Here is a 21908-nt window from a genome sequence, read left to right as displayed (position 1 = left end):
CCGGAATCTCGCACGGCGACGACATCTACGAGCACGGCGGTTTCGCGGTGCACTTCTTCGGCCGGGCCCTCGTGGACGACCTCGCCACCGACGCCTCGACGAGGTGCACGCATTCGAAGAGGGCGAACTGCCCCGCAGGCTGTGGTGCGTCACCCAGACCCGCCCGTCGAGTCCTCAGTAGACGGAACCTCCACCGCCTCGGAGCCCCGCAATTTCCATTGAAATCGAAGGTTCGATTTCAATGGAAATTGCGGATCAAGCAGGCGCTTACGAACGGCGGCGGGGCTTCCCGCGCTTGCCGCCCTTGGGGGCGCCGGAACGCGACTGCCGGGCGCCACCGGCCGGCTTGCGGGCGGCGGCCTTCTTGGCGTCGCCCTCGGGACGCTTGCTCTTCGCCTGCGCCGGAGCCGGCGGGCGTCCGCGCGTGCTGTTGACGGTCCGCCCGCGGACGATCCCGATGAACTGCTCCATCCGGTCGGTGGTCTCGTCCTCCAACCATGACAGCGCGACCCGCGACTGCGGCACGTCGACGATCGGCCGGTAGGTGAGGTCCCGGCGGTGGTGCAGCCGGGCGAGCGACTGCGGGACGACGAGCAGGCCCACGCCGGCGGCTACCAGCTGGATCGCGTCCGCGGTCGTGGCCGGGCGCTCCATCGCCGGGCGGCCGGGCGGCCGCTCCCAGTCGAGGGTGTCGTCGAGCGGGTGCAGCACGAGCTCGTCGGCGAGGTCGTCGACGGACACCTCCTCGGCCGTGGTCACGACGTGGTCCTTCGGAACCACGACCACCGTCGTCTCGGTGTAGAGCGGGATCGCGTGCAGGCCCTCCCGGTCCGTCGGCAACCGGAGGAGGACCGCGTCGGCGTCACCGGCCCGCACCAGGCCCGCGGCCTCGGCGGCGGTCACCTGCACGAGGTGCAGCGGGACCTCGGGCGACCGCTCGTGCCAGGTCCGCGCCCACTTGCCGGGCGTCACCCCCGGTACGTAAGCGAGCGTGAACGAGGGTTGTCCGTCCGAGCCTGTCACGTGGCCAGGCTACCGGGCGTCATCGCAGGTAGTGCGCACCCGGTCGATACCCTTGAGGGCATGACGTCGCAGAAGACCCCCCAGACGATGAAGCCCGCGACCGCGGCGAAGAAGCTGAACGTGTACCTCCAGGCCACCCCCGCGGAGTTCCAGGAGGGTGTCGTCTCGCGCGACGAGTTGAACGCCCTGCAGACCAGCCCGCCGGAGTGGCTGCGCGAGCTGCGCCGCAACGGCCCCCACCCGCGGCAGGTCGTCGCGGCGAAACTGGGCGTCTCCATCGGCGGCCTCGCGCGCGGCGGGGTCACCGAGGCGCTCACCACGGAGCAGATCGAGGAGTTGAAGTCGGACAACCCCGAGTGGCTCCAGCAGGAGCGCGCCACCCAGGCGGATGTCCGCAAGGAGACGGCGCGCATCAAGGAGAAGGCGGCCGAACACCGCCAACGGCGTCCCTGACGCCGACCACCGGCGCCGCCGGCGGGGTCGGGCGGCGCCGCCGCGGTCTCACCAGCCGCGGGCACCGTCCCACTGCTCGCGCAGGAGGTCCGCGTGGCCCGTGGCGGGCGGTGTCCAGGGCGACGTGGCAAAGCGCCCAGCTGAGCGTGTAGTCAGCTGGAACCAGTGCTGTTCCACGGTGGTCAGGTGCTTGACGATGCCCGCCAGCGAGGTGTTCGAACGCGTCGGGTTGTACCGGGCGCCGTCCTCGGAGAGCCCGGTCACCTTGGCCAGGATGGTGTTGCGGCCGAACTCCAGCCAGGCCTGGAGCATTTCCTTCTCCCCGAGCCCGTGCTTCGGGATCCGACGCTGCGGAGCGTCTGCGCAAACCGGAACGTGCTGCGCCACGTGCGTCTCATTTCTGCTCGCCGGCAACGGGAAAGCCGAGCGTGGGCGGGCGTAGGACGAACGGCGCGGATCGCGATCGCCTCCCGGAGTTCGCCGCACCAGACCGCACTCGACCGACACGCGAATCCGCCGGCTGACCGGCCGAGCCGACGCGATCACGCGGTCGGGGCTCCGGCGACGCGGCGCTCCCCGCCGTTGCGCGCCTGCCATTCCCGGTAGACGTCAACGGCGGCGTCGCGGGGGTCGTAGGTCATCGGCAGGCGGCGCTCGTCCCAGTCCTTGGCGAACTCGCCGTAGAAGGTGGCGAGCTCGAAGTACTTCCGGTCGTCCACGTAGTGCGGCTCGTAGTCGTCACGGGCGGTGAGGAAGACCACCTCGTCGGGGCTGCAGTAGTACAGCGAGCCCAGGCACATCGGGCACGGGTGCGCCAGGACGTAGACGGTGGCGCCGGTGAGGTGCTCGGTGCCGAGCTTCGTGCAGGCCTCGCGGATGGCGAGGATCTCGGCGTGGGCGGTGGGGTCGCCGGTCTGGGCCACCTTGTTGGGGCTTTCCGCGACGATCTGGCCGTCCTTGACGATCACCGTCGCGAACGGGCGGCCGCCCTCGGCGACGTTCTGCCGGGCGAGGTCGATGGTGCGTTGTGCGAAGTCCACGGGATTCCTTCCTCCGGTTGCGCTGGTTCGGGTTCCGCCTCAGAAGGGCTTGGTCGGCAGGTACTTGCCGTCGAGGGTGATCACGGCGCGCTCGCCACCCTCGGGGTCGGCGACCTTCTTGACGTCCAGCCGGAAGTTGATGGCGCTGATGATGCCGTCGCCGAACTGCTCGTGGACCAGGGCCTTCAGGGTGGTGCCGTAGACCTGGAGCATCTCGTAGAAGCGGTAGATGGTCGGGTCGGTCGGGACAGCGCCGTCGATGGAGCCGCGGGTCGGGATGGTCTGCAGCAGCATCTCGGCGTCGTCGTCGAGGCCCAGCAGTTCGGTGACGGCCTTGGCCGACGCCTCCGGCAGGGCGTGCTGGCCGAGGACCGCGGCGGTGACGAAGGCCGGCGACAAGCCGGCGGCCTCGGCGATCTGCTGCCAGGTCAGGTTCTTGCGGGTCTTGGCCTCCACGGCGGCCGCGGCAACGGACTGGCGGGCGGTGGGGTCGAACTGGGCGTGCGGCATGGGACTTGCTTCCTCTCGGGTGGCCGCCGCGCGCTGCGGCGGGGCTTGAGCGGGTCCGCCCGCGGTGTCGGGGCGGTTGCGTTCTGCCTCGTGCGCGTTGTGGAGTGCCATGGCGCTCCACAACGCGCACGAGCCGAGGTCAGGCGACCTGGGGGCGGAGGTCGCCGGCGTCGAGCTCGTCGACGGCGCCGGTCGGGATGTCGAAGATCCAGCCGTGCATTCGCACGGTGCCCTTCGCGAGGGCCCGCGCCACCGACGGGTGCGTGGCGAGGTTCGCCAGTTGCGCGGCGACGTTGTCGCGGACCAGCGCGCCCACGGCATCGCGATCGCCGGGCGCGGTGCGGCCGGGAGCGGAGTCCGCGTGGCGCAACCAGTCGGCGATGGCGGGCATGCCGGTCAGGTCGTGGCCCTCGGCGATGGCGGTCATCGCGCCGCAGGCGGAGTGACCGCACACGACGATGTCCGACACGCCCAGGACCGCGACGGCGTACTCGATGCTCGCGGTGACGCCGTCCGCACCCGGGGCGTAGGCGGGCACCAGGTTGCCCGCGGTCCTGATGACGAACAGCTCGCCCGGCTCCTGCTGGGTGATCAGCTCTGGGACGACTCGCGCGTCCGAGCAGCCGATGAACAGCGTGCTCGGCCGATGGACGGCGCCGAGGCCGGCGAACAGGTCCGCCTTGGCCGGGAAGACCTCTTCCTGGAAGCGGTGGATTCCCTCGGCGAGGTGGTGCATGCCCACTCTCCTTCCGGACTTCTGCGTGGACCGACCACTCAACCGTGCACCAGCAGGGGCGATAGTGTCCAAGTCGCACTTCGCATGATCACGATTGATCTCATCTATAGTCGTGGCATGCCCCTTGAGCTGCGCCATCTGCGCTACCTGCTCGCGGTCGCCGAGCACGCGAACTTCACCCGCGCCGCCGAGGACCTGCACATCTCCCAGCCGACGCTGTCGCAGCAGATCAAGCAGCTGGAGAAGTCGCTGGGCGTGCAACTGCTGGACCGCACCGGCCGCACCGTGCGGCTGACCGACGCGGGCGCGACCTACGCCGACCACGCCCGGCGGGCGCTGCGCGACCTGGCCGCAGGCCGGCGCGCGGTGCTGGAGGTCCAGGACCTCACCCGCGGCCACCTGCGCCTGGCGATGACGCCGACCTTCACGGCCTACCTGATCGGGCCGCTCGCCGGCGAATTCCACGACCGGCACCCGGGAATCCGCCTGGACGTCCGGGAGATGACCCAGGACCGGATCGAATCCGCCCTGCTCGCCGACGAACTCGACCTCGGCATCGCCTTCGAAGGCGCGCACCTGCCGGGCATCGAGAGCACCGCGCTGTTCGCCGAATCCCTCAGCCTCGTCGTGGGGCCCGGCCATCCGCACGCCGGGCGGACCCGGCCGCTGCCGATCGCCGAAGCGGCGCAGCACCAGCTGGCCCTGCTCAGCCAGAACTTCGCCACCAGGGGCCACATCGATGCCTACTTCGCGCAGCACCGGGCGCAGATGCCGATCGCGGTCGAGACCAACACGATCACCGCGCTGACCGAGATCATCCAGCGCACCGCGCTGGCCACCGTGCTGCCGGACGCCATCACGCGGGAGCACCCCCGCCTCCACCCGATCCCGCTCGATCCCGGGCTCCCGAGCCGCACCGTCAGCGTCCTGCGCCGCGAGAACGCCTACCTCAGCGCGGCCGCCCGGGCGCTGATCCAGCTGACGCACCGCTGGGCTCAGGCGTAACCGGACCGACGCCCACCAAGAAATCGTCTACTTAAGACCTGCGTCGCGACGCAGTCGGTTTTCCCCTGGATTCAGGGACTTCCGGCCGCCCGGATCACGCCCTCGACCGCCCGGTCGATCCGGTCCGCGATCTCGTTCGGCTCGGGACGTCCGGCGTCCAGCCAGGCCATGATGGCCTCCGGGCACACGGCGGGCACGCTGGTGGAATTGCCAGTGACGGGACCACCAGGTCACCGCGTTCAGCCCCGCCGGTCTCGCCGGGCGGATTCCGCCGCCACGGCGCGCATCTCTTCGCGGTAGCGCTGGGCGAGGTTCCAGCGGCGGGATTCGAGGGCGATGTTCATGTGGTGCTCGGCGCGGCGGGCCCGGTCGTCGAGCTCCGCCTCGGTGCACTTGTGCAAAATCATCTCGTTGCCCGGGAAATCGTCGTCTTCGCCGTTCACGCGGCGACCGGCTGCTGCGCGGATTCGATGTAGACGGCGGCCTGCACCGCGTCGAGGTGCGTGCGGTAGACGGTGCGGGCGTGTTCCGGACCGGGGTTGGCTCGGGTGCCTTCTTGATCGCAGATCCAGGTGCCCATGAACAGGTTTCGGTAGACGTGGGGCCGCTGGCGGGACGGGGTACGTAGCTCGAGCGTGCGGACTGCCGGGTGTTCGGTGGTGGACCGGGGGGTGTGCATGGTGTTCTTTCCTGAGGGGTATCTGTTCGGTACGGAACCCAGCTTGGCCCGCGAGGCCCCCGGGGGAACACGGGAGTTCTACGTAGTGACTACCTAAATCCGGGACCTTCGCCTCTGTACGGGTCACCGCTTCCCCGGCCGGTGAGCGCGCACGGCGGAAGCGCACGGGCTCCGGATACCTGACGGGTAGGCTCGAACGCGGAAGTACTGCCATGGCTGAGCAATCGGGGGCCGACATGGCGACCAGCGACGGACAACGGATCGAACTGCAGCGCCGCACGATCGCCGAGCACATCGACGCGGAGAACGCCCACGACTGGTCGCGGGTGTACGGCACCTTCACCCAGGACGAGCACGCCTACTACGACGTCGTCCCGCTGAGCACGCGGTACGCGGGGTTCGAGGGCGTCCAGGACTTCTACCAGATCTTGGAGACCGCCGTTCCGGACTTCCGCGTCACCGTGAACGCCGAGTACGACATGCCCGGATCGTCCGTGCGCGAGGTGACGGTCAGCGGCACGCACCAGGGCGAGTACTGCGGCGTCCCGCCGACCGGCCAACGGGTCTCGTTCGAGCTGGCGGCGTTCTACCTGTTCCGCTCGGACGACGCCGCGAAGCTGCTCGCGGAGCGGATCTACTTCGACAACGAGACCGTGCTGCGCCAGATGCGCGGCGAGGAGAACGCGCCGATCGGCATCGGCCTGACACCGAGCTGATCCGCTTCGGCAGGTCGGTGGTCGTGAGTGGTTATGGCCGCTGGAACGGCCATAACCACTCACGACCAGTGGCGGCTGTGGCCCCGCCCCGGGCGGTTGCCCGCTAGTAGGTGGCCCCCTCGTGTTTGCGCTGTGCCGCGACCCACGCCGCGATCTGGGTGCGCGAGCCGAAGTTGAGCTTGGTCAGGATGTGCTCGACGTGCGCCTCCGCGGTGCGCTGGCTGATCACCAGGTTCGCCGCGATCTCCTTGTTGGACATACCCCGGGCGACGGCCTCGGCGACCTGGAGTTCGCGCCGGGTCAGCGGCCCGCCCCGCCGGTCCCCGGCCGGCGGGGCCGCGCTCTGCACCGGAACCGACCGGGCCTGGCCCCGCACCATCATCGGGAGGCTCTGCGCCAGCGGTAGCTTGGCGGTTTCCGCGGCGAGCTTGTCGAAGACGCTGTCCCCCAGCTCCGCGCGCGCTTCGGCTTCGGCCCGGCTCCGGTAGTCGATCAGCTGCTGCGAACCCAGCAGCGGGATCCCGACCAGCGGCCAGATGCGCCCAAGGACGCCGAACAGCCTGGCGGCCTGGTCGTGTTCGCCCAGCGACACGTGCGACCACGCCAGGACCTCCACCGCCACCCCGAGGCCGAACAGGTCGTTGAAGCGGCATTTGATGCCGATGCCCTCGCGAAGATCCGCGATCGCGGCCTTCGCGTCGCCCCGCATCCAGCGCGCGAGGCCGCGCACGACGAGCGACCACGAGCGGGTCCACAGCTCGCCGGCCTTCGACGTGATCCGCAGGCATTCCTCGGCGTGCTCGATCGCGTTCTCATCATCGCCCTGCAGGCACGCCACCAGGCCCGCCTGAACCAGCGACATGACCATCGGGCTGGTGATCTCCTCGCGCGTGCGGTGCCGTGACCACGCCTGCATGCACAGGTCGTGGGCCTGCTCCAGCTCGCCTTCGGCCAACGCGGCGACGCCGCGCAAGTGCATGCCGAACGACGCCAGGCTGGGGTCGCCGAGCTCCTCGGCGATCGCGATGCACCGTTCGGCCGTGGACCGGCCCCAGGCCACGTCGCCCTGGTGCGAAGCCAGCCAGCTGCAGACCCACAGATCGGTGCCCCGGGCCGCGGTCGGACTCGCATCCAGCGCCAGCAGGCGGTCGAGCCACTGCCGTCCCTCTGCGATGAGCCCGCAGGCCGTCCAGTAGAACCACAGATCCCCGGCCAGGCGGAGCCCGGCCTGCACGTGCTCAGGCTTCGACGCGCAGAACTCCATGGCCGCCCGCAGGTTGTCGTGCTCGGTGGTGATCCGGGCGCGCCATTCGAGCTGGCGCGGGCCGAACCATTCGCGGGCGGCGCGTTCGGCCAGGCCGAGGTACCAGTCCCGGTGCCGCAGGCGGAGCCGGGCCCGCTCCTCCTCGTCCTGCAGGCTCTGGCCGTACTCGCGGACGGTCGACAGCAGCTGGTAGCGGGTGCCGGCGGGAAGATCGCCGGTCGGGTTCGCGGTGCGGATCAGGATCGACTTGTCGATCAGCGACGCGATCAGGTCCAGCACGCGGTCCGGGGTGAGGCCGTCGCCGCTGCAGACGTGCTCGGCGGCCGCCAGGTCCAGGCCGCCGGCGAAGACCGACAACCGCGCCCACAGCATGCGTTCCTCGGCCGAGCACAGCTCGTAGCTCCAGTCCATGGTCGCCTGCAGCGTCTGGTGCCGCGGCAGGGACGTGCGGTTCCCGCTGGAGAGCAGCCGGAAGCGGTCGCCGATCCGCAACAGCAGTTCGTCCAGCGACAGGAACCGGGTGCGGGCCGCCGCCAGTTCGATCGCCAGCGGGATCCCGTCGAGCGCCCGGCACAACTCGACGATGGTGCTCTCCCGGCCCCCGGGGCACCGGAAGCCCGCGGCCGAAGCCCGGTCGATGAACAACCGAACCGAATTGGACGTGCCCGCGCCCCCGTCGACCTCCGCCGGGCCGGGCACCGGCAACGTCGGCACGACGAGGACGTGTTCGCCGTAGACGTCCAGCGGCTGCCGGCTCGTGGCCAGGATCCGCAGCCCGGGCGCGGCGTCGAGCAGCACGGCGCTGGCCTTGACGCACCCGTCCAGCACCTGCTCGCAGTTGTCCAGCACGATCAGGACGTCCTTGTCCCGGACGTACTCGGCGAGCACGGAGTCCACGCCCCGGGACGACCAGTCCTGGATGCCGAGCGTCTGAGCGATGGTGTGCACCACCAGGTCGTCGTCGCGCACCTCGGCCAGCTCGACCAGCCACACGCCGTCCCGGTAGGCGCGGCCCAGCTGCGCGGCGACCCGCAGTACCAGCCGGGTCTTCCCGACCCCACCGACGCCGGTCAGCGTCACCAACCGGGAGCGGGACAGGAGTTCTCGCACATCGGCGCACTCCTGCCGACGACCCACGAAACTCGTTCGCTCGGCGGGGAGATTTCCCACCAGCCTGCGCGACGTTCGACTGGCCATTTCGGCCCCACAACGAAGTAGCGGCACCGGGCGCGCAGCGCCCGCCTTCTCCACCGCCAGCCTACGGCGGGTGCGGCCCAGAATGCGAACTGCGCACCTGGGCCCCGCGCCGCAAGATCGCGCGGAACCGTGCGGGCGGGGACGCGGGCGGCAGGCCGGAGCCGTCGGTCCGGCGTTCTCGGGCGTCGGTCGACATTGGACCGCCGAGCGCTCGCGGGCGCCGCCGCCTGTTAGCCTTCTCCGGTGTCGGACGCAGGACGTAACCGGGGACGAAAGGGCCAGGAGCAGCGCGGGGGTGGCCGTTCCCGAGGACTCCGGGTCAGCACCCGGAACGCGCTTTTCCAGCAGTGGCAAGCATTGTTGTCGAACCGCACGAAGCGGCAGCGTTCCGGCGAGTTCCTGATCCACGGCGTCCGGCCGATCACGCTGGCGGTCGAGCAGGGCTGGCCGCTGCGCAACCTCCTGTACCCGTCGGGCCGGAAGCTGTCCACCTGGGCCCGGCGGCTGATCGACGAATGCGATGCGCCCGCCGTGGAGGTGCACCCGGATCTGCTCTGGGAACTCGGCGAACGCGAGTCCGAGGCGCCGGAGCTGATCGCCGTCGCCGCCCTGCCCGCCGACGACCTCGACCGGCTGCCGGTCGGGCAGGACTTCCTGGGCCTGGTCTTCGACCGGCCCACCAGCCCCGGGAACATCGGCACCCTGGCTCGCTCCGCGGACGCCTTCGGCGCCGGCGGCCTGATCGTCAGCGGGCACGCCGCGGACGTCTACGACCCGAAGTCGGTGCGCGCCAGCACGGGCTCGCTCTTCTCGGTCCCCGCGGTCCGGGTGCCGTCGCCGCAGGACGTGCTCGACTGGGTCGACGGGCACCGGCGGCGCGGCGTGCCGATCGCGGTCGTGGGCACCGACGAGCGCGGCACCGCCGAGATCACCGAATTCGACTTCACCCGGCCCGTCCTGCTGGTGATCGGCAACGAGACCTCCGGGATGAGCGCGACCTGGCGCGACCTGTGCGACGAGATCGTCCGGGTTCCCATCGGAGGCGCCGCGAGCTCGCTCAACGCGGCCTCGGCGGGGACCGTGGTGCTGTACGAGGCCGCTCGGCAGCGCGGCTTCCCCGCCGCCGGCTGATCGCGCGGACCCGCCGCGCAGCCAGGGACGGATCTGTCCCCCTCACAGGTCCGGCGGTTCCCGGCGCGTGAAGGGCTTGCGCCGCGAGGAGGTCGCGCTGCTCGCCACCATCAGCACCGACTACTACACGCGCGTGGAGCAGGGTCGGATGCAGTCCTCCGCGCCGGTGCTGGATACCATCGCCCGGGTGCTGCACCTCGACGACGACGGGCGCGAGTACATGTTCGAGCTCGCCGGCAAGGACACCTCCCGTCCGCGGCGACGCAACGCGCAGAAGGTCCAGCCGGCTTCATCGCGCTGGCCTTCGACTCCGCCCACCGGATGAGAGCGAAGGCGAACCGCGCGGCTTGGAGGACCCTTTCCAGCGCGCCGACGACTTCCGCAATGCCATGTCGCACCTGACCGTCCGCGACGACGTCGACGCCGGGCGCATCGGCGTGCTGGGCATCTGCGCGTCGGGCGGCTACGTGCCCTTCGCCGCGCAGTCTCGGTCTACGCCCGAGGTGTCCCGTCCCAGCGCCAGGTGGAAAGACGAGGGTGCCCTGGCAATTCGGCGCGTCCGGTGGCCCACAGCAGGGTCGGCCAGGGATCCGTGGTCTTCGGGGCGTTGGGGAACAGCCGGGCGAGCACCCGCGAGCACAGATCGGCAGGCGAGGTCCAGGCAACCCCGAGGCCCTCGGCCAGATCGTGGGTGTGCACCAAGGTTTCCACGATCCCCATCGCGGCGAAGCCCTCGGCGTCCGAGACGCCGTAGACGTGGTAGGCGCGGGTCTGCGGCGGCGTGGTGCGCACCATGGCGACCAGCAGTGCGCCGCTTGCCTCAAGCACCTGCAACAGCCCGGCAGGCCCCGCAGCCCGATTCGCGTGGACGGCGTTCGCGGGGCCACCGGGCCGCCGGCTCTCCCAGGCGAAGGGCACCTCGCCGTCCAAAGGCGGTGTCCTGGGGCCCAGTTGGACCGCGTACGCGAAGAGGTCGTCGCTGAGGTGCTCAACGGTCTCCCAGCAGTCCCACTCCAGGGAACCCGCCTTGCGATCCCACGCCGCTTGGGGCGCGCCGCGAAGACTCGCCACGGCAAGTCGCACGGCGAGGTCGAGGTCGTCAGCGGTGACAGGGGACGGGATGCGGCCGGTCTCGGCTGATCGGGACATGGCAGGACCGTACCGAGAGCGGAAGCGGCTCGCTCCGGTCACCAAGATCAAGTCAGTCATGGTCTTCCCGTCGTGGTTCTCTTCGGTAACTACGCTTGATCCTGATCAGCTCGCGCACCGGCCACAAGGAGGCAGTTCGATGTCACTGACGCACACCGGGGTAACCACCGGTCTGGATCCCTGCGGACGCGCGGATCATCCGGACTGCGGGATCCGCGATGTCCTGGACCGCATCGGGGACAAGTGGTCGGTGCTCGTGATCGTCGAACTCGCCGGCGGGCCGCGCCGCTTCCGCGAGGTGCAACGCGCGATCGACGGCATCTCCCAGCGCATGCTCACGCTCACCGTGCGCAGGCTGGAACGCGACGGACTCATCCTGCGCACCGTGTACCCGACCGTCCCGGCCCAGGTCGACTACCGCCTGACCGAGACCGGGACCAGCCTGACCCACCTGGTCAAAGCGCTCGCCGACTGGTCCCTCACCCATCGCGCCGTCATCGCGGAGGCACGGCAGCAGTACGACCAGACCCATCCGGACCACGACATCCGGTAACGGGGAGCGCCATGAGCGCGTTGCCGATGACGCGCCGCGAACGATCCCGCAGCCCACGGCAAACCATCCACTATGGACCTCGCGCGGTGGCCCGCAGACCCGGGCCACCGCGCCGACGTCACGGCTTGGCGAGCAGTTCCGCCAGCGCTGCCGCCGTTTCCGGATAGCGGCCGAGCAGCTCGGCGCCCGCCCCACCGGAATCGGCCGGCTGCCACGCCCCGTCGCAGCCCAGCAGATCCGCCACCGCGTCGCAGGTCGCAGGATGTGCGGCCAGCAGCGCGACCCCGCTCCCGCGCGGCGCTCGCCGGGGCGGCACCGCTTCCGGCGTCGGCTGGGCCAGCCACGGCGGCACCCATTCGTCCAGCGCCGCGAGGCGGTCGGGGAAGATCCGCCCGGCCTCGCGGATGAGCATCGGCGCCAGCTCCGCGCCGCCGGAGCGCAGAGTGCTGATCAGGCTGGGCAACCACGGCAGCAGCATCGGGTCCGGCAGCCGCCGGAACGCGTTCGACACCGCTTCCACGACGAAGTCGGTCAGGCCCGGCACGGGCTCCAGCGCGTGCACGAATCCGCTGAGGTAGCGCGGGTAAACAGGCACCACCATGGGGTTGGCGAGCAACTCGTCGCACCGCGCCCGCAGCTGCGCGCGGGAGAGCTGCCCGAGCTGCACCTGAGCCGCCCACAGCAGCGCCAGCTTCGCCGGCTCCTGCGGATGCGACTGCGCGAACGCCAGCTCCAGCTGCGCCCGGTCGCAGCCCAGCGACAGCGCCAGGCCCTCCATGCTGAACAGGAAGCCCAGCATGGCGGCGACCTGGTCGACGGTCGCGTCTTCGTCGGTGAACGCCGTCGGCAGCAGGGTGCAGTAGTGCGCGTAGCCGGTCCTGACGAACGATTCGATCCACGGCGGCAGCACCGGCTCGCTGGTCCGGTAGTACGCCAGCAGTCGGCGCACCCGGCGCAGGACTTCCGGCGCGCCATCAACGCTGCGCTCGGTCGCCAGGACTTCCAGGGCACGCGTGCCCAACTCGTTGGCGAGGCGCCGGCTGCGCAGGTAGAGCGTCGCGTCCTCGACTGCTTCGAGGACGGTGGCCGTGGTCGCGCGCGGGCCGTACGCCGCGCTGCGCAGGCGCTGCTCCAGCACCTGCTCGATGCTGACGCCCTCGTAGCCGAGTTCGATCAGCGCCCGCTGGTGGGTGCCGAGCGCCACGTCCCACGACTCCTGGATCGGCCGCTCGCCGAGCCGCCGCTCGCCCATGATCGGCCGCGCCGCCCCGCGCGGCAGCAGGTAGCGCAGCATCCACAGCACGTCCGAGCACTGCGCCAGCTTCGGCCGGGAAGCGATGTCCAGCAACGCTCTTTGCACGCCGCGCTGCTGGAGCTTGAGCTCCAGCGGCGCGAGCCGGTCGTGCACGTCGCGCGCCAGCGGCGGCAGCGCGTCGTAGCCGACCTGACCGATCCGGTCGCCGCCCATCATGATCTCGACGAGGCGGCGCACGTCGCGCCTGCCCGGCACGGCGTCCTTCTCGATGCAGGTGATCGCCGCGTCCTGGAAGTCGTACGGCGTGGGCTTGGCCCGGTCGCGCATCCCGGCCAGCAGGATCGACGTCTCGAACACGGCGATCGCGTCCGCGGTGGACGCGAGGTAGCCGTTGCGGCGCGCGGCGCGCACGATGTCCACCGACCAGCCCAGCAGCTCGGCCTCGTCCAGCCGGTCGAGGACGGGCGGCCGCTGGAGGAAACCGGAGAGCTTGTCCGAAGGGCCGGCCGGCGCGGGATCGACCGGCGGCACGGTCTTCCCCGGCTTCTTCTTCGCACCCGCCTGCCCGGCGAGCCGGAACGGCTGCACCTTGGTGCGCTTGAGGTTCTTCGCCCACTCCGTCGCGGCGATCGACACCGAACCGGCGGCCAGGCCGAACTGCGCCTCGATCGCCGCGTTGCTCGACGGGATCAGGCCGTGCTGCCACTTGCTGGCGCTGGGCGGGCTGATCTCGAAGGTGTCCGTGCCGTGCACGCCGAACTCCGCGACGCGGCTGGCCGCGTGGAACGCGCCGCAGACGTACAGGCAGTCCGCCGGATCGGCGCCGGTCGCGGCCAGGTGTTCGCGCATCCTGGTCCACATGTAGCGCTCGCGGTCCTCGTCCACGCGCACCCGCTGCTGATCCCCGGGCGCGAGGCGGCGGAACAGGCTGCCGATCAGGAGCATGACCTGCCGGTAGGCGTCGTGGTCGCTGTCGCCGAGCGGCAGTTCGACGTACTGGTGCCACCACTCCGACCAGTGCCGCACCCGGCCGTGGCGCAGCAGGTGCTCCTCCAGCTCCGCGAAGCGCGGCCGCAGGTCGCCGATCTCCACGCCGCGCGCGTCGCCGTGCAGCGCGGCCTCCTCCGCCGCCTGCGGCGCGTCCGGGTCGGCGGGCTCCTCCCACTGGAAGACGTGGTCGGAGGAGCGGTCGACGAGGACCAGTTCGACGCCCGGTGTTTCCAGCGCGTAGGCGATCGCCTGGTACTCGGCCGACGCCTCGGTGATCGGGGCGACCACCGACAGCGGCGACCATTCGACCGGGAAGCCCTCGACCTCGGTCGCGAACGCCTGCACCGCGACCGGGAGCCGGCAGTTGCGCAGTTCGGTCAGCAGCGGCGCCATGTCCTCGCACAGCTCCAGGTAGACCACCTTCGGCTGCTTCTCCCGCAGCCGCCGGGCCATCGCGATGGCCGAGGCCGGCGAGTGGTGGCAGACCGGGAAGATCTCCAGCGGTTCGCGCTGCGCGCGGTCGACGTCGTCGACGATGCCGAGCAGGATGCCTTCCAGCGCATCGGGCCCGTCGGCGAACGCCGCGGCGGCTTCCCGCAGCTGCGTGCGGAGCGCGTCGAAGGCGCCGCTCATGACAGGGTGGCGATCGCGTCGCGGCCGCCCTCCAGGAAGTCCGGCCACGATCCGCCCTCGTCCTTGCTGCGCGGCTCGACGACGCCGTGCAGGTACTTGTTGAGGATCGCCAGGTCCTCCGGCGCTCGCCTGGCCAGCGATCCGACGAGCGAGGAGGCGAGGGTGCGGGCGGTCAGCGCGTGCTCGCCGAAGAAGTTGCCGTGCAGGATCGCGTCTTCGAGCACGCCGATCTGCTCGGCGGTGGACAGCGCCGACTCCAGCTTCTCGTCGTCGCTGCCGGCCGCGGCCGCGGAGGCGCGCAGATCGGCGAAGCTGCGCAGCAGCACGTCCAGCAGCGTCGGCGGCACGTCGAGCTCGATCTGGTGGCGGCGCAACAGCTCCTCGGTGCGGAAGCGGACGATCTCCGCCTCGCTCTTCTTGTTCGTCACCACCGGGATTCGCACGAAGTTGAAGCGGCGCTTGAGCGCCGAGGACAGGTCGTTGACGCCCCGGTCCCGGCTGTTGGCGGTGGCGATGATCGAGAAGCCCGGCTTGGCGAAGACGATGTTGTCGCCGTCGAGCTCGGGGACCGAGATGTACTTCTCCGACAGGATCGAGATCAGCGCGTCCTGCACGTCGCTGGTGGAGCGGGTGAGCTCCTCGAAGCGGCCGATCGCGCCGGTCTCCATGGCGGTCATGATCGGCGAGGGGATCATCGACTCCCGCGACTGCCCCTTGGCGATGACCATGGACACGTTCCACGAGTACTTGATCTGGTCCTCGGTGGTACCCGCGGTGCCCTGCACGACGAGCGTGGAGTTCCGGCTGATCGCGGCGGCCAGCAGCTCCGCCAGCCAGCTCTTGCCGGTGCCGGGGTCGCCGATCAGCAGCAGGCCGCGGTCGGAGGCCAGCGTGACGATGGAGCGCTCGACGAAACTGCGGTCGCCGAACCACTTCGGCGCGATCTCCCGGTCGAGGCCGTCGGCGCGCTCGGAGCCGAGCACGAACAGGCGGACCATCTTCGGGGACAGCCGCCAGGCGAACGGTTTGGGGCCGTCGTCGATCGACTCCAGCCAGTCCAGCTCCTCGGCGTACTTGATCTCGGCCGGAGCGCGCAACAGGTCGGACATGTTGAGAGCCTTTCTCAGTGCTTGTCTTGGAGCTGGACTTCGCGGTTCGACGCTTCCGCCGGCCACGGGGCCGTGACTGTTTTGGGGTGCCTGAGCGCCCCGAAACGCGCACGGCCTCCGCACCTGCAGGAGCGAGGCCGGAAACCGGTCTCCTACCCGAGGAATGTCTTGAGTTCTTGGACGAGTTTGCGGATGTGGCCGGAGATCACCGGCGTGCCGAGGGCCTTGAAGCGCTCGCGGAACCAGGGGTTGACCTCCTGGCGGCCGGAGCTGGTCACCGAGCCGACGGGGATGAACTTCACGCCCGACCGGTGGACCGCCTCGATTCCCTCGAACAGCGGCTGGGAGCGGTCGAACTCGTAGAAGTCCGAGATCCAGACCATGACGGTGTTCTGCGGCTCGGCGATCTTCGGCCGGGCCATGGCCATCGCCACCGGTCCGTCGTTCCCGCCGCCCAGGTTGGTGCGCAGCAGCACGTCGAACGGGTCGTGCACCCAGGGCGTGAGGTCGATCGCCTGCGTGTCGTAGGCGATCAGGTGCACGTCGACCTTCGGCAGCCCGGCGAAGATCGACGCCAGGATGGTGCAGTTCACCATCGAGTCGACCATCGAGCCCGACTGGTCGACGACCACGATCAGCCGTTGCGGCGTCGTCTTGCGGGCGGTGTGCCGGTAGAAGAGGCGGTCGACGTACAGCCGCTCCTCCTCCGGGCTCCAGTTGGTGAGGTTCTTCCAGATCGTGCGGTCGAGGTCCAGGTTCCGGTACACCCGCTTCGGCGGAACCGAGCGGTCCACGGCGCCGACGGTGGCCTTCTCCACCTGGGTGCGCAGGACTTCGGCGACCTCGTCGACGAAGCGGCGGATCAGCGCCTTGGCGTTGGCCAGCGCCACGCCGGACAGATTGCTCTTGTCCCGCAACAACTGCTCGATCAGCGACATGCTCGGGGTCAGCTGCGCGGCGAGCGCGGGATCGGCCAGCACCTCGCGGAGGTGCATCCGCTTGACCAGGTCGGCCTCGATGTCACCGAGCTCCTGGCCGAGGCCGTGCGCACCGCCGGAGCCACCGGATCGACCGCCCCGCAGCTCCCCCGGCTTGCAGCCGAGCGCGCGTTCCAGCCAGCCCGCGTCCGACTGCCAGCGCGACAGCTGGCCCGCGGTGACCGTGCCGCTGCCGGAGTTGAAGACGTTGAGCAGCACCTTCGACACCAGCGCCGCGCGCCGCACCTCGGCGGCCCGGTCGCGCTCGTCATCGTCCGATGTGGACTCCGGGGTCATCAGGCCGTCGAACTCGGCGGCCAGGTCCGGATGGCGCTGCACGATCGAGTCGACGGAGACCTGCGGGTCCAGCAATGCGGGCGGCAGGCCGATGTCCTCGACCACGGCGACGCTCGCGGATTCCAGCGTCGCCTGCTCCTCGTCGTCGAAGAGCCGGGCGAGCAGCCGCCAGTACAGGACCTGGCGGCGGTTGTCGTGGGAGATGGTCTCTTCGGTCATTTCCGCAACAGCCTCCCGGCGCGCTCGCGCAGCACCGCTGCGGCGTCGGTGGCGGCCTTCTCCGCCTTGACGCCGGCCTTGTCGGTGGTGCCGCCGGCCCACGCCCCGGCGTGGACCGCGACGGCCTTCTTCCGCTTGGTGGTTTCGACGGCGAGCGGCTGGATGCCGAAAGCTCCGGAATCCCAGCGGAGCAGGCCGATGCACGCGCTCGACGCCGCGACGGCTTCGGGGGTGAGCGGCCCGGCGGCCGGAATGCGGTCGGCGTCGACGGCCAAGCGGTGCCCGGCGATGGCGAAAACCATTGCGTCGCCGTCCACTTCGGCGGCGTAGCCCTCCAAGAAGACGGGCACGGCGATGCGCGCCGGGTGCCGGTCCAGCGGCGCGGTCGCCGGAACGGTCGCGGTGGCCAGGGCGACGCGGGCGGTGGCGAAGGCGTCGGCGGGCTCGCCCGGGCGGGCGTGCTCGTCGCTCCAGATCAGGTCGCCCTCGGCGGTGATCGGCATGCCGTCGAGGTTCATCGAGCGGCCCTCGCTGACCGCCGCCAGCAGCGCCATGTGCGGGCGGAGCAGCTGCCAGAGGCCCGCTCCGACGATGGTGTCGGGCTTGGGCGCCGACACGCTCGCCCGCACCAGGCGGGGCGCGGCGCCGTCGGCGGGCTCGAACACCGCGTGGACCTGGGCCTGCACCGCGGTCGCGTGCTCGTGCACGTCCACGCCGAGGGGCAGGAGCCGGCCGGTGGCGGTGCCGGTCTCCGGCACGTCGGCAGCCCCGGGCAGCGTCAGCAGCATCGCGCGCGACCACAGGTCTGCCCAGCGGCGCGCCGGGATGCGCGCCAGCGCCGTGCCCGGACAGGACGCCGCGAGTTCGGCGGCGAAGCCGTCGAGGAGCGACGCCAGCCGGCGCAGGGCCGGGTCCGGCAGTATCGCGGAGACGACCTGCGCCGAGGCGGAGACCACGTCGTGGTCGATGCCCCGCCACCCGGATCGCGCCAGGTCGGACAGCCAGGAACGGGCGGCCGCGAGGAGGTTCGCCCCGTGCTGCCCGCCGGTCGCCGGGGCCGGATCGTCGCCTGCGGCCCGGCCGGTCGCCTCCGCCACCCGGGCCATCAGTGCATCGTGGACGGAGCCGAGCAGCGCGGTGCGGGCGGCGGCGAGGGCGACGAAGTGGTCTTCTCCCGCGGCGCCGGCCGCCGCCTTCTCGGCCGCCTCGGCGACCGCGGCGGCCAGCGGCGTTCCCGCGACCGCGTCGGCGAGTTCGGCCAGTTCCGCGGCCTGGGCCGGCTGCGGCCGGAGCAGGCCGCCGACGAGCGCGCGGTCGAAGGCGTCGACGGCCGCCAGGGCTTCGTCGAACCCGGCGATGGTTTCGGCGAGCAGATCGGCGCGCATCACGCCACCGCCCTGGTCGGCGGGAACCACTGCATCTCCGGCAGCGGCGCGGTGGACGGGGCGAGCTCCAGGTAGGCCAGGTGGCGCAAGAACCGGCTGAAGACGGTCGCGGCGGCCTTGCTGTCTGCCTGCGGCGGATTCGCGCTGCTCATGCCGTCGGCGATGGCGAGAGCGCCCGCCTCCTCGTCCGCGATCTCGACCTTCAGGTAGCGCGCGACGCGCCCGGCGCCGTACTGCAGGACCGCCTCGTTGATCAGGGCCCGGATGTGGTTGCAGAACGAGCCGCGAGCACCGCCGCAGGGCCGGTTGTTGTTGGTGCTGCAGGCGAACGCGTGGTCACCGGCCGCGACCGACGAGACGTAGACCCGCTCGATGTCCGACCCGCTGGACACCACGCCCTGCAAGCGCCCGTCCGCCAGCTCGACGAACGGCACCTTGGCGAGCTTGCGCGGCCGCGCGGGTGGCAGCACCCGCGCCGTGCTCGACGTCTCCCAAGCTTCCAACACCATCTCCAATGCACCAAGCGGATTCCACGCCGCAACGACGCGACGCGACGAACGTACTTGCGACCCCCGACAATCCCGATCATGGCGCTCAGGGCGCCGCACGCGGAGCTCTCGCCCGGCGACGACGTGCCGCCAAGCCCCTCCAGCAGCTCCGGGTGGCGGGTGACGCCCGCTGGGTCGTGAGCACTTTGGACTGCTATGGCGATCCAAAACACTCACGACCCGGCCACGGCCGTCGCGACGGGTTCTTCCCGGTCGGCAACGGCGAGGCGCTCGCGCGCGGCTGCTCGTGCTCGAACAGGCGCGACCGCGATCCCCGACGCGCGATGAGGTCGCCGCGGCGATGCTCGTCGTTGATCACGCATGCGCGGGCGGCGCGCTCTTGTTCGTCGTGGCGGATGCGGACGATCTTGACCAGCTGCTGCGACTGCGCCGGCTCCAACTCGCGAACGAACACCACCGACTGTCGAGGTGAGCGATCAAGCGGACGCGGAATGCGACGCCGGCGTTCCCCGGTGCGGCACTAGCCCGGGGTCACGCCGGCGTCCAGCTGGACCCGGTCCCGGTCGACGTCGAGATCGACCGCCACGCTCCGGTTCAGCAACGGCAGCGGGAGGTTCGCTTCGACGTCGGCGATGTGCTGCTGACCCGGCGGCACCAGCGGCAGCGGCGGGAGCAACGGCACGCCGTCTTCCATCGGAGTCCCCGGCACCGGCTGCTGCCCGGGAGCCGGCGGCGCGGGCGGGGCGGGCGGCGGAGCCGGGTTGGGCTGAGCCGCCGGCGGCGGGGTTGCGGCCTGGCCCTGCGACTGCTGGGTCGGCGATTCCGGGTCGACCGGTGCGGCGGCCAGCGGCGGCGGATCGGCCTGGTTCGCCGCCAGCGCGATGCCCAGCGCCGCCAGCGCGGCCAGCACCGCGCCACCCACCGCCGTGCTCTTGCGCGGGTTCGACCGCACCACGCCGACCACCCCGGCGCCGACCAGGCTCCCGCTGCCCGAGACCGCGAGGTATCCGGTGGCCGACGCGGTCCCGCCCAGCACCACGGGGGCGATGAACGCCTTGAGCACGCCGTTGATCTCCATCAGCTCGGCCGCCAGCGCCGCGCACCGGTCGCACTTGCCCAGGTGCTCGTTGACCTGAGTCGTCTCCCGCTTCGACAGGCCCTCGCGGGTCCACGACCCCAGCCGGTCGATCGCCGACCGGCACTCGACGGCCTCCGCGTCCATGCGCATCAGGTGCACCTGGAGGTACTGCTGCTTCAGGCCCTCGCGGGCCCGGTAGGCGAGCGCGGAAACGCCGTTGGCCGTCATGCCCAGCATCGGCGCGACCTTCGACGGCGATTCGCCCTCGATCTCCACGTGCCAGAGCACCATCTGCCAGCGCTCCGGCAACCGGTTGAACGCCTGCGAGATCAGCGAGCGCTCCTCGTTCTCCACGGCCGGGTCGCGGAACGGCTGGCTGATGTCGATGTCCGGCACCGTCTCGAAGTCGTCGACGGCCTGCGTCCGCTTCGCCTTGTTGGCCCGGTCGTATGCGCCGTGCCGCACGGCGGTCAGCAGGTAGGCCCGGAAGGCGTCCGTCGGCCCGCGCCCGTCCCGCAGCAGCCCGAGCACCTTCGCGAACGCCTCGGACACCACGTCGTCGGCCTCGGCCTGCGACTTGGTGACCTGCCGCGCCATCGTGTAAGCCGCGCCGACGTGCCGCTCGTACAACGCCCCGAACGCATCGGTGTCCCCGCCGCGCACGGCGTCGATCAAGACGGCGTCACTGGCCTCCTGGACCAGATCTTCCCGCTGCACGGCCACCACACATCACTCCAACGCCCCGAACCACTCCCGCTGAGCCGAAAGCGTATCCCGGACGCCATCGGCCGAATAGGCAGACTCGATCACGAGAACGGATCAACGCCGAGTCACCCGTTCGCACCAGCGCGGCGGGAGTTTCGCCACGCACGGCGAAAGCCCCGATCCGCGCAACACCGGGAGTCGCCGGGCGGTAGCGTCGTCGGCGTCGAAGGGGAGGTGACCGGATGTCCGTCCACATCGTGGTCGGCAAGGGGCCGATCGGCGTCGCCACGGCGAATCTGCTCGCGCAGCAGGGCCATCGAGTTCGCCTGATCAGCCGGTCCGGCGGTCCCGCCGAAGGCTCGATCGAGCACGTCGCGCTGGACGCCGGCGATGCTGAGCAGCTCGCCGCGGCCAGTGCCGGAGCGGTGGCCATCTACAACTGCTCCGCCCCGCCCTACCACCGCTGGGTCCAGGACTGGCCGCGGTTGTCGGCCGGCTTGCTCGATGCCGCCGAACGCACCGGCGCGGTTCTGGTCCTCACCGGCAACCTCTACGCGTACGGCCCGACGAACGCTCCCATGACCGAAGACCTCCCGCTGAACGCCCGATTCCGCAAGGGCGAGGTGCGGGCCCGCGTCTGGCGGGACGCCCTGGCCCGCCACCAGGAGGGGCGCGTCCGCGTGGCGGAAGCACGCGCGTCCGACTTCATCGGCCCCGGCGTGACGGCGGGCGGTCACCTGGCCGAGCGCGTCGTGCCCAAGCTGTTGCGGGGACGGCCGGTCCAGGTCCTCGGCGATCCGGACGCGGCGCACAGCTGGACCTACGCGCCCGACGTCGCGCGCGCCCTGGTGCGGCTGGCCGCGGAAGAGCGGGCATGGGGCCGCGCGTGGCACGTGCCCACCGCGCCGCCCATGTCGGCGCGTCAGGCCGTCGAGGAGATGTGCCGGATCGCCGGCCTCGCGACGCCTCGCGTGTCCGCCCTGCCGTGGTGGGCGCTGCGAGCGGTCGGCGTGGTGTCCCCGCTGGTCCGCGAGCTGCACGAGATCCGCTACCAGTTCGACTCACCGTTCGTGATCGACTCCCGCGCCTACTCGGAAGCGTTCGCGGAGGAGCCCACCCCGGCCGGGGAAGCGCTCGCGAAGACCGTCGAGTGGTGGCAAGCGAGGCTCGCCACCTGAACCGGAGCCGTTGCGGCGGTCCGGCGGAACGAGCACAGCGGCGCAAGGCCCGCCGATCGGCATTCGCATGCTGATCGGCGGGCCTCCAATTGCGTCGGCACGGCCGGATTCGAACCT

At 71.2% G+C, this 21908-nt stretch carries 23 protein-coding genes; 7 read left to right on the top strand and 16 right to left on the bottom strand.

Annotation, left to right across the window (positions count from 1 at the left end; all coding sequences use genetic code 11):
- Positions 1-267: 267 nt before the first annotated feature.
- A complete protein-coding gene (locus AC07FN_RS17695) occupies positions 268-1023 on the bottom strand; it encodes a LysR family transcriptional regulator substrate-binding protein (RefSeq protein WP_478396578.1) in 756 nt (251 codons plus the stop codon).
- 60 nt (positions 1024-1083) lie between these two features.
- Between AC07FN_RS17695 and AC07FN_RS17690 the strand changes: the two genes are divergently transcribed.
- A complete protein-coding gene (locus AC07FN_RS17690; protein WP_478396577.1) occupies positions 1084-1476 on the top strand; it encodes a DUF5997 family protein in 393 nt (130 codons plus the stop codon).
- A 48-nt stretch (positions 1477-1524) separates the two neighbouring features.
- Here the strand turns inward: AC07FN_RS17690 and AC07FN_RS17685 are convergent, their stop codons facing one another.
- The 4 genes from AC07FN_RS17685 to AC07FN_RS17670 all read right to left on the bottom strand — a co-directional run bounded on the left by AC07FN_RS17685 (position 1525) and on the right by AC07FN_RS17670 (position 3762).
- Positions 1525-1788 carry a mycothiol transferase gene (locus AC07FN_RS17685; protein ID WP_478396576.1) on the bottom strand — a complete coding sequence of 88 codons (264 nt, stop codon included), beginning with the start codon at positions 1786-1788 and terminating at the stop codon, positions 1525-1527.
- Positions 1789-2018: 230 nt separating this feature from the next.
- Positions 2019-2516, bottom strand: a complete 498-nt coding sequence (locus AC07FN_RS17680) for a nucleoside deaminase (RefSeq protein ID WP_478396575.1) — start codon at positions 2514-2516, stop codon at positions 2019-2021.
- Positions 2517-2555: 39 nt separating this feature from the next.
- Positions 2556-3137, bottom strand: a complete 582-nt coding sequence (gene cynS, locus AC07FN_RS17675; protein WP_478396574.1) for a cyanase — start codon at positions 3135-3137, stop codon at positions 2556-2558.
- Positions 3138-3165: 28 nt separating this feature from the next.
- Positions 3166-3762, bottom strand: a complete 597-nt coding sequence (locus tag AC07FN_RS17670; protein ID WP_452617719.1) for a carbonic anhydrase — start codon at positions 3760-3762, stop codon at positions 3166-3168.
- A 117-nt stretch (positions 3763-3879) separates the two neighbouring features.
- Here AC07FN_RS17670 and cynR point away from each other — a divergent pair, with 117 nt between their 5' ends.
- Positions 3880-4767: a transcriptional regulator CynR gene (cynR, locus tag AC07FN_RS17665; protein WP_478396573.1), complete on the top strand. Its 888-nt coding sequence runs from the start codon at positions 3880-3882 to the stop codon at positions 4765-4767.
- A gap of 239 nt (positions 4768-5006) precedes the next feature.
- Here the strand turns inward: cynR and AC07FN_RS17660 are convergent, their stop codons facing one another.
- Together AC07FN_RS17660 and AC07FN_RS17655 are read right to left on the bottom strand one after the other, a co-directional pair.
- Positions 5007-5210, bottom strand: a complete 204-nt coding sequence (locus AC07FN_RS17660) for a hypothetical protein (RefSeq protein ID WP_452617722.1) — start codon at positions 5208-5210, stop codon at positions 5007-5009.
- Entirely contained in the window at positions 5207-5446 is a 240-nt protein-coding gene (locus AC07FN_RS17655) for a hypothetical protein (protein WP_478396572.1), read from the bottom strand. The genes AC07FN_RS17660 and AC07FN_RS17655 overlap by 4 nt, the downstream gene beginning before the upstream one ends.
- 212 nt (positions 5447-5658) lie before the next feature.
- Between AC07FN_RS17655 and AC07FN_RS17650 the strand changes: the two genes are divergently transcribed.
- On the top strand, positions 5659-6162 hold the full coding sequence (locus AC07FN_RS17650; RefSeq protein ID WP_478396571.1) for an ester cyclase: 504 nt from the start codon (positions 5659-5661) through the stop codon (positions 6160-6162).
- 103 nt (positions 6163-6265) lie between these two features.
- On the opposite strand, the gene AC07FN_RS17645 is transcribed toward AC07FN_RS17650, so the two are convergent.
- Positions 6266-8563: an ATP-binding protein gene (locus AC07FN_RS17645; protein WP_478396570.1), complete on the bottom strand. Its 2298-nt coding sequence runs from the start codon at positions 8561-8563 to the stop codon at positions 6266-6268.
- A gap of 303 nt (positions 8564-8866) precedes the next feature.
- Here AC07FN_RS17645 and AC07FN_RS17640 point away from each other — a divergent pair, with 303 nt between their 5' ends.
- Complete coding sequence (locus tag AC07FN_RS17640; RefSeq protein WP_478396569.1) at positions 8867-9754, top strand: TrmH family RNA methyltransferase; 888 nt, start codon at positions 8867-8869, stop codon at positions 9752-9754.
- Positions 9755-9821: 67 nt separating this feature from the next.
- Positions 9822-10079: a helix-turn-helix domain-containing protein gene (locus tag AC07FN_RS17635; protein ID WP_478396568.1), complete on the top strand. Its 258-nt coding sequence runs from the start codon at positions 9822-9824 to the stop codon at positions 10077-10079.
- 167 nt (positions 10080-10246) lie between these two features.
- Here AC07FN_RS17635 and AC07FN_RS17630 read toward each other — a convergent pair whose 3' ends face one another.
- Positions 10247-10903: a maleylpyruvate isomerase N-terminal domain-containing protein gene (locus AC07FN_RS17630; protein ID WP_478396567.1), complete on the bottom strand. Its 657-nt coding sequence runs from the start codon at positions 10901-10903 to the stop codon at positions 10247-10249.
- Between the two features lie 139 nt (positions 10904-11042).
- On the opposite strand from AC07FN_RS17630, the gene AC07FN_RS17625 reads away from it, so the two are divergent.
- Positions 11043-11456: a winged helix-turn-helix transcriptional regulator gene (locus AC07FN_RS17625; protein WP_452617731.1), complete on the top strand. Its 414-nt coding sequence runs from the start codon at positions 11043-11045 to the stop codon at positions 11454-11456.
- A 118-nt stretch (positions 11457-11574) separates the two neighbouring features.
- Here the strand turns inward: AC07FN_RS17625 and AC07FN_RS17620 are convergent, their stop codons facing one another.
- From AC07FN_RS17620 to AC07FN_RS17590, 7 genes are all read right to left on the bottom strand, one after another.
- Positions 11575-14334 carry a DUF5682 family protein gene (locus tag AC07FN_RS17620; protein ID WP_478396566.1) on the bottom strand — a complete coding sequence of 920 codons (2760 nt, stop codon included), beginning with the start codon at positions 14332-14334 and terminating at the stop codon, positions 11575-11577.
- Positions 14331-15443: an ATP-binding protein gene (locus AC07FN_RS17615; protein WP_478396565.1), complete on the bottom strand. Its 1113-nt coding sequence runs from the start codon at positions 15441-15443 to the stop codon at positions 14331-14333. The genes AC07FN_RS17620 and AC07FN_RS17615 overlap by 4 nt, the downstream gene beginning before the upstream one ends.
- A 152-nt stretch (positions 15444-15595) precedes the next feature.
- Positions 15596-16936, bottom strand: a complete 1341-nt coding sequence (locus AC07FN_RS17610) for a VWA domain-containing protein (RefSeq protein ID WP_478396564.1) — start codon at positions 16934-16936, stop codon at positions 15596-15598.
- Positions 16933-18351, bottom strand: a complete 1419-nt coding sequence (locus AC07FN_RS17605) for a hypothetical protein (protein ID WP_478396563.1) — start codon at positions 18349-18351, stop codon at positions 16933-16935. Before AC07FN_RS17605 ends, AC07FN_RS17610 begins: the two co-directional genes overlap by 4 nt.
- Entirely contained in the window at positions 18321-18830 is a 510-nt protein-coding gene (locus AC07FN_RS17600) for a hypothetical protein (protein WP_452617736.1), read from the bottom strand. The genes AC07FN_RS17605 and AC07FN_RS17600 overlap by 31 nt, the downstream gene beginning before the upstream one ends.
- Positions 18831-19023: 193 nt before the next feature.
- Positions 19024-19287, bottom strand: coding sequence for a hypothetical protein (locus tag AC07FN_RS17595; RefSeq protein WP_478396562.1), 264 nt, complete (start codon positions 19285-19287; stop codon positions 19024-19026).
- Positions 19288-19350: 63 nt separating this feature from the next.
- Entirely contained in the window at positions 19351-20634 is a 1284-nt protein-coding gene (locus tag AC07FN_RS17590) for a sigma-70 family RNA polymerase sigma factor (RefSeq protein ID WP_478396561.1), read from the bottom strand.
- 221 nt (positions 20635-20855) lie between these two features.
- On the opposite strand from AC07FN_RS17590, the gene AC07FN_RS17585 reads away from it, so the two are divergent.
- Entirely contained in the window at positions 20856-21791 is a 936-nt protein-coding gene (locus AC07FN_RS17585; protein ID WP_478396560.1) for an NAD-dependent epimerase/dehydratase family protein, read from the top strand.
- Positions 21792-21908 lie beyond the last annotated feature (117 nt).

Source organism: Saccharopolyspora sp. NPDC045941 (assembly GCF_056431445.1).
This window is presented reverse-complemented; position numbering and strand designations above follow the sequence as displayed.

Bases quoted from the DNA above. Each gene is read 5' to 3' on its own strand.
- AC07FN_RS17690 (WP_478396577.1), top strand. From the start codon at position 1,084: ATGACGTCGCAGAAGACCCCCCAGACGATGAAGCCCGCGACCGCGGCG.
- AC07FN_RS17685 (WP_478396576.1), bottom strand. From the start codon at position 1,788: ATGCTCCAGGCCTGGCTGGAGTTCGGCCGCAACACCATCCTGGCCAAG.
- cynS (WP_478396574.1), bottom strand. From the start codon at position 3,137: ATGGCACTCCACAACGCGCACGAGGCAGAACGCAACCGCCCCGACACC.
- AC07FN_RS17670 (WP_452617719.1), bottom strand. From the start codon at position 3,762: ATGCACCACCTCGCCGAGGGAATCCACCGCTTCCAGGAAGAGGTCTTC.
- cynR (WP_478396573.1), top strand. From the start codon at position 3,880: ATGCCCCTTGAGCTGCGCCATCTGCGCTACCTGCTCGCGGTCGCCGAG.
- AC07FN_RS17655 (WP_478396572.1), bottom strand. From the start codon at position 5,446: ATGCACACCCCCCGGTCCACCACCGAACACCCGGCAGTCCGCACGCTC.
- AC07FN_RS17650 (WP_478396571.1), top strand. From the start codon at position 5,659: ATGGCTGAGCAATCGGGGGCCGACATGGCGACCAGCGACGGACAACGG.
- AC07FN_RS17630 (WP_478396567.1), bottom strand. From the start codon at position 10,903: ATGTCCCGATCAGCCGAGACCGGCCGCATCCCGTCCCCTGTCACCGCT.
- AC07FN_RS17625 (WP_452617731.1), top strand. From the start codon at position 11,043: ATGTCACTGACGCACACCGGGGTAACCACCGGTCTGGATCCCTGCGGA.
- AC07FN_RS17620 (WP_478396566.1), bottom strand. From the start codon at position 14,334: ATGAGCGGCGCCTTCGACGCGCTCCGCACGCAGCTGCGGGAAGCCGCC.
- AC07FN_RS17615 (WP_478396565.1), bottom strand. From the start codon at position 15,443: ATGTCCGACCTGTTGCGCGCTCCGGCCGAGATCAAGTACGCCGAGGAG.
- AC07FN_RS17610 (WP_478396564.1), bottom strand. From the start codon at position 16,936: ATGACCGAAGAGACCATCTCCCACGACAACCGCCGCCAGGTCCTGTAC.
- AC07FN_RS17600 (WP_452617736.1), bottom strand. From the start codon at position 18,830: ATGGTGTTGGAAGCTTGGGAGACGTCGAGCACGGCGCGGGTGCTGCCA.
- AC07FN_RS17585 (WP_478396560.1), top strand. From the start codon at position 20,856: ATGTCCGTCCACATCGTGGTCGGCAAGGGGCCGATCGGCGTCGCCACG.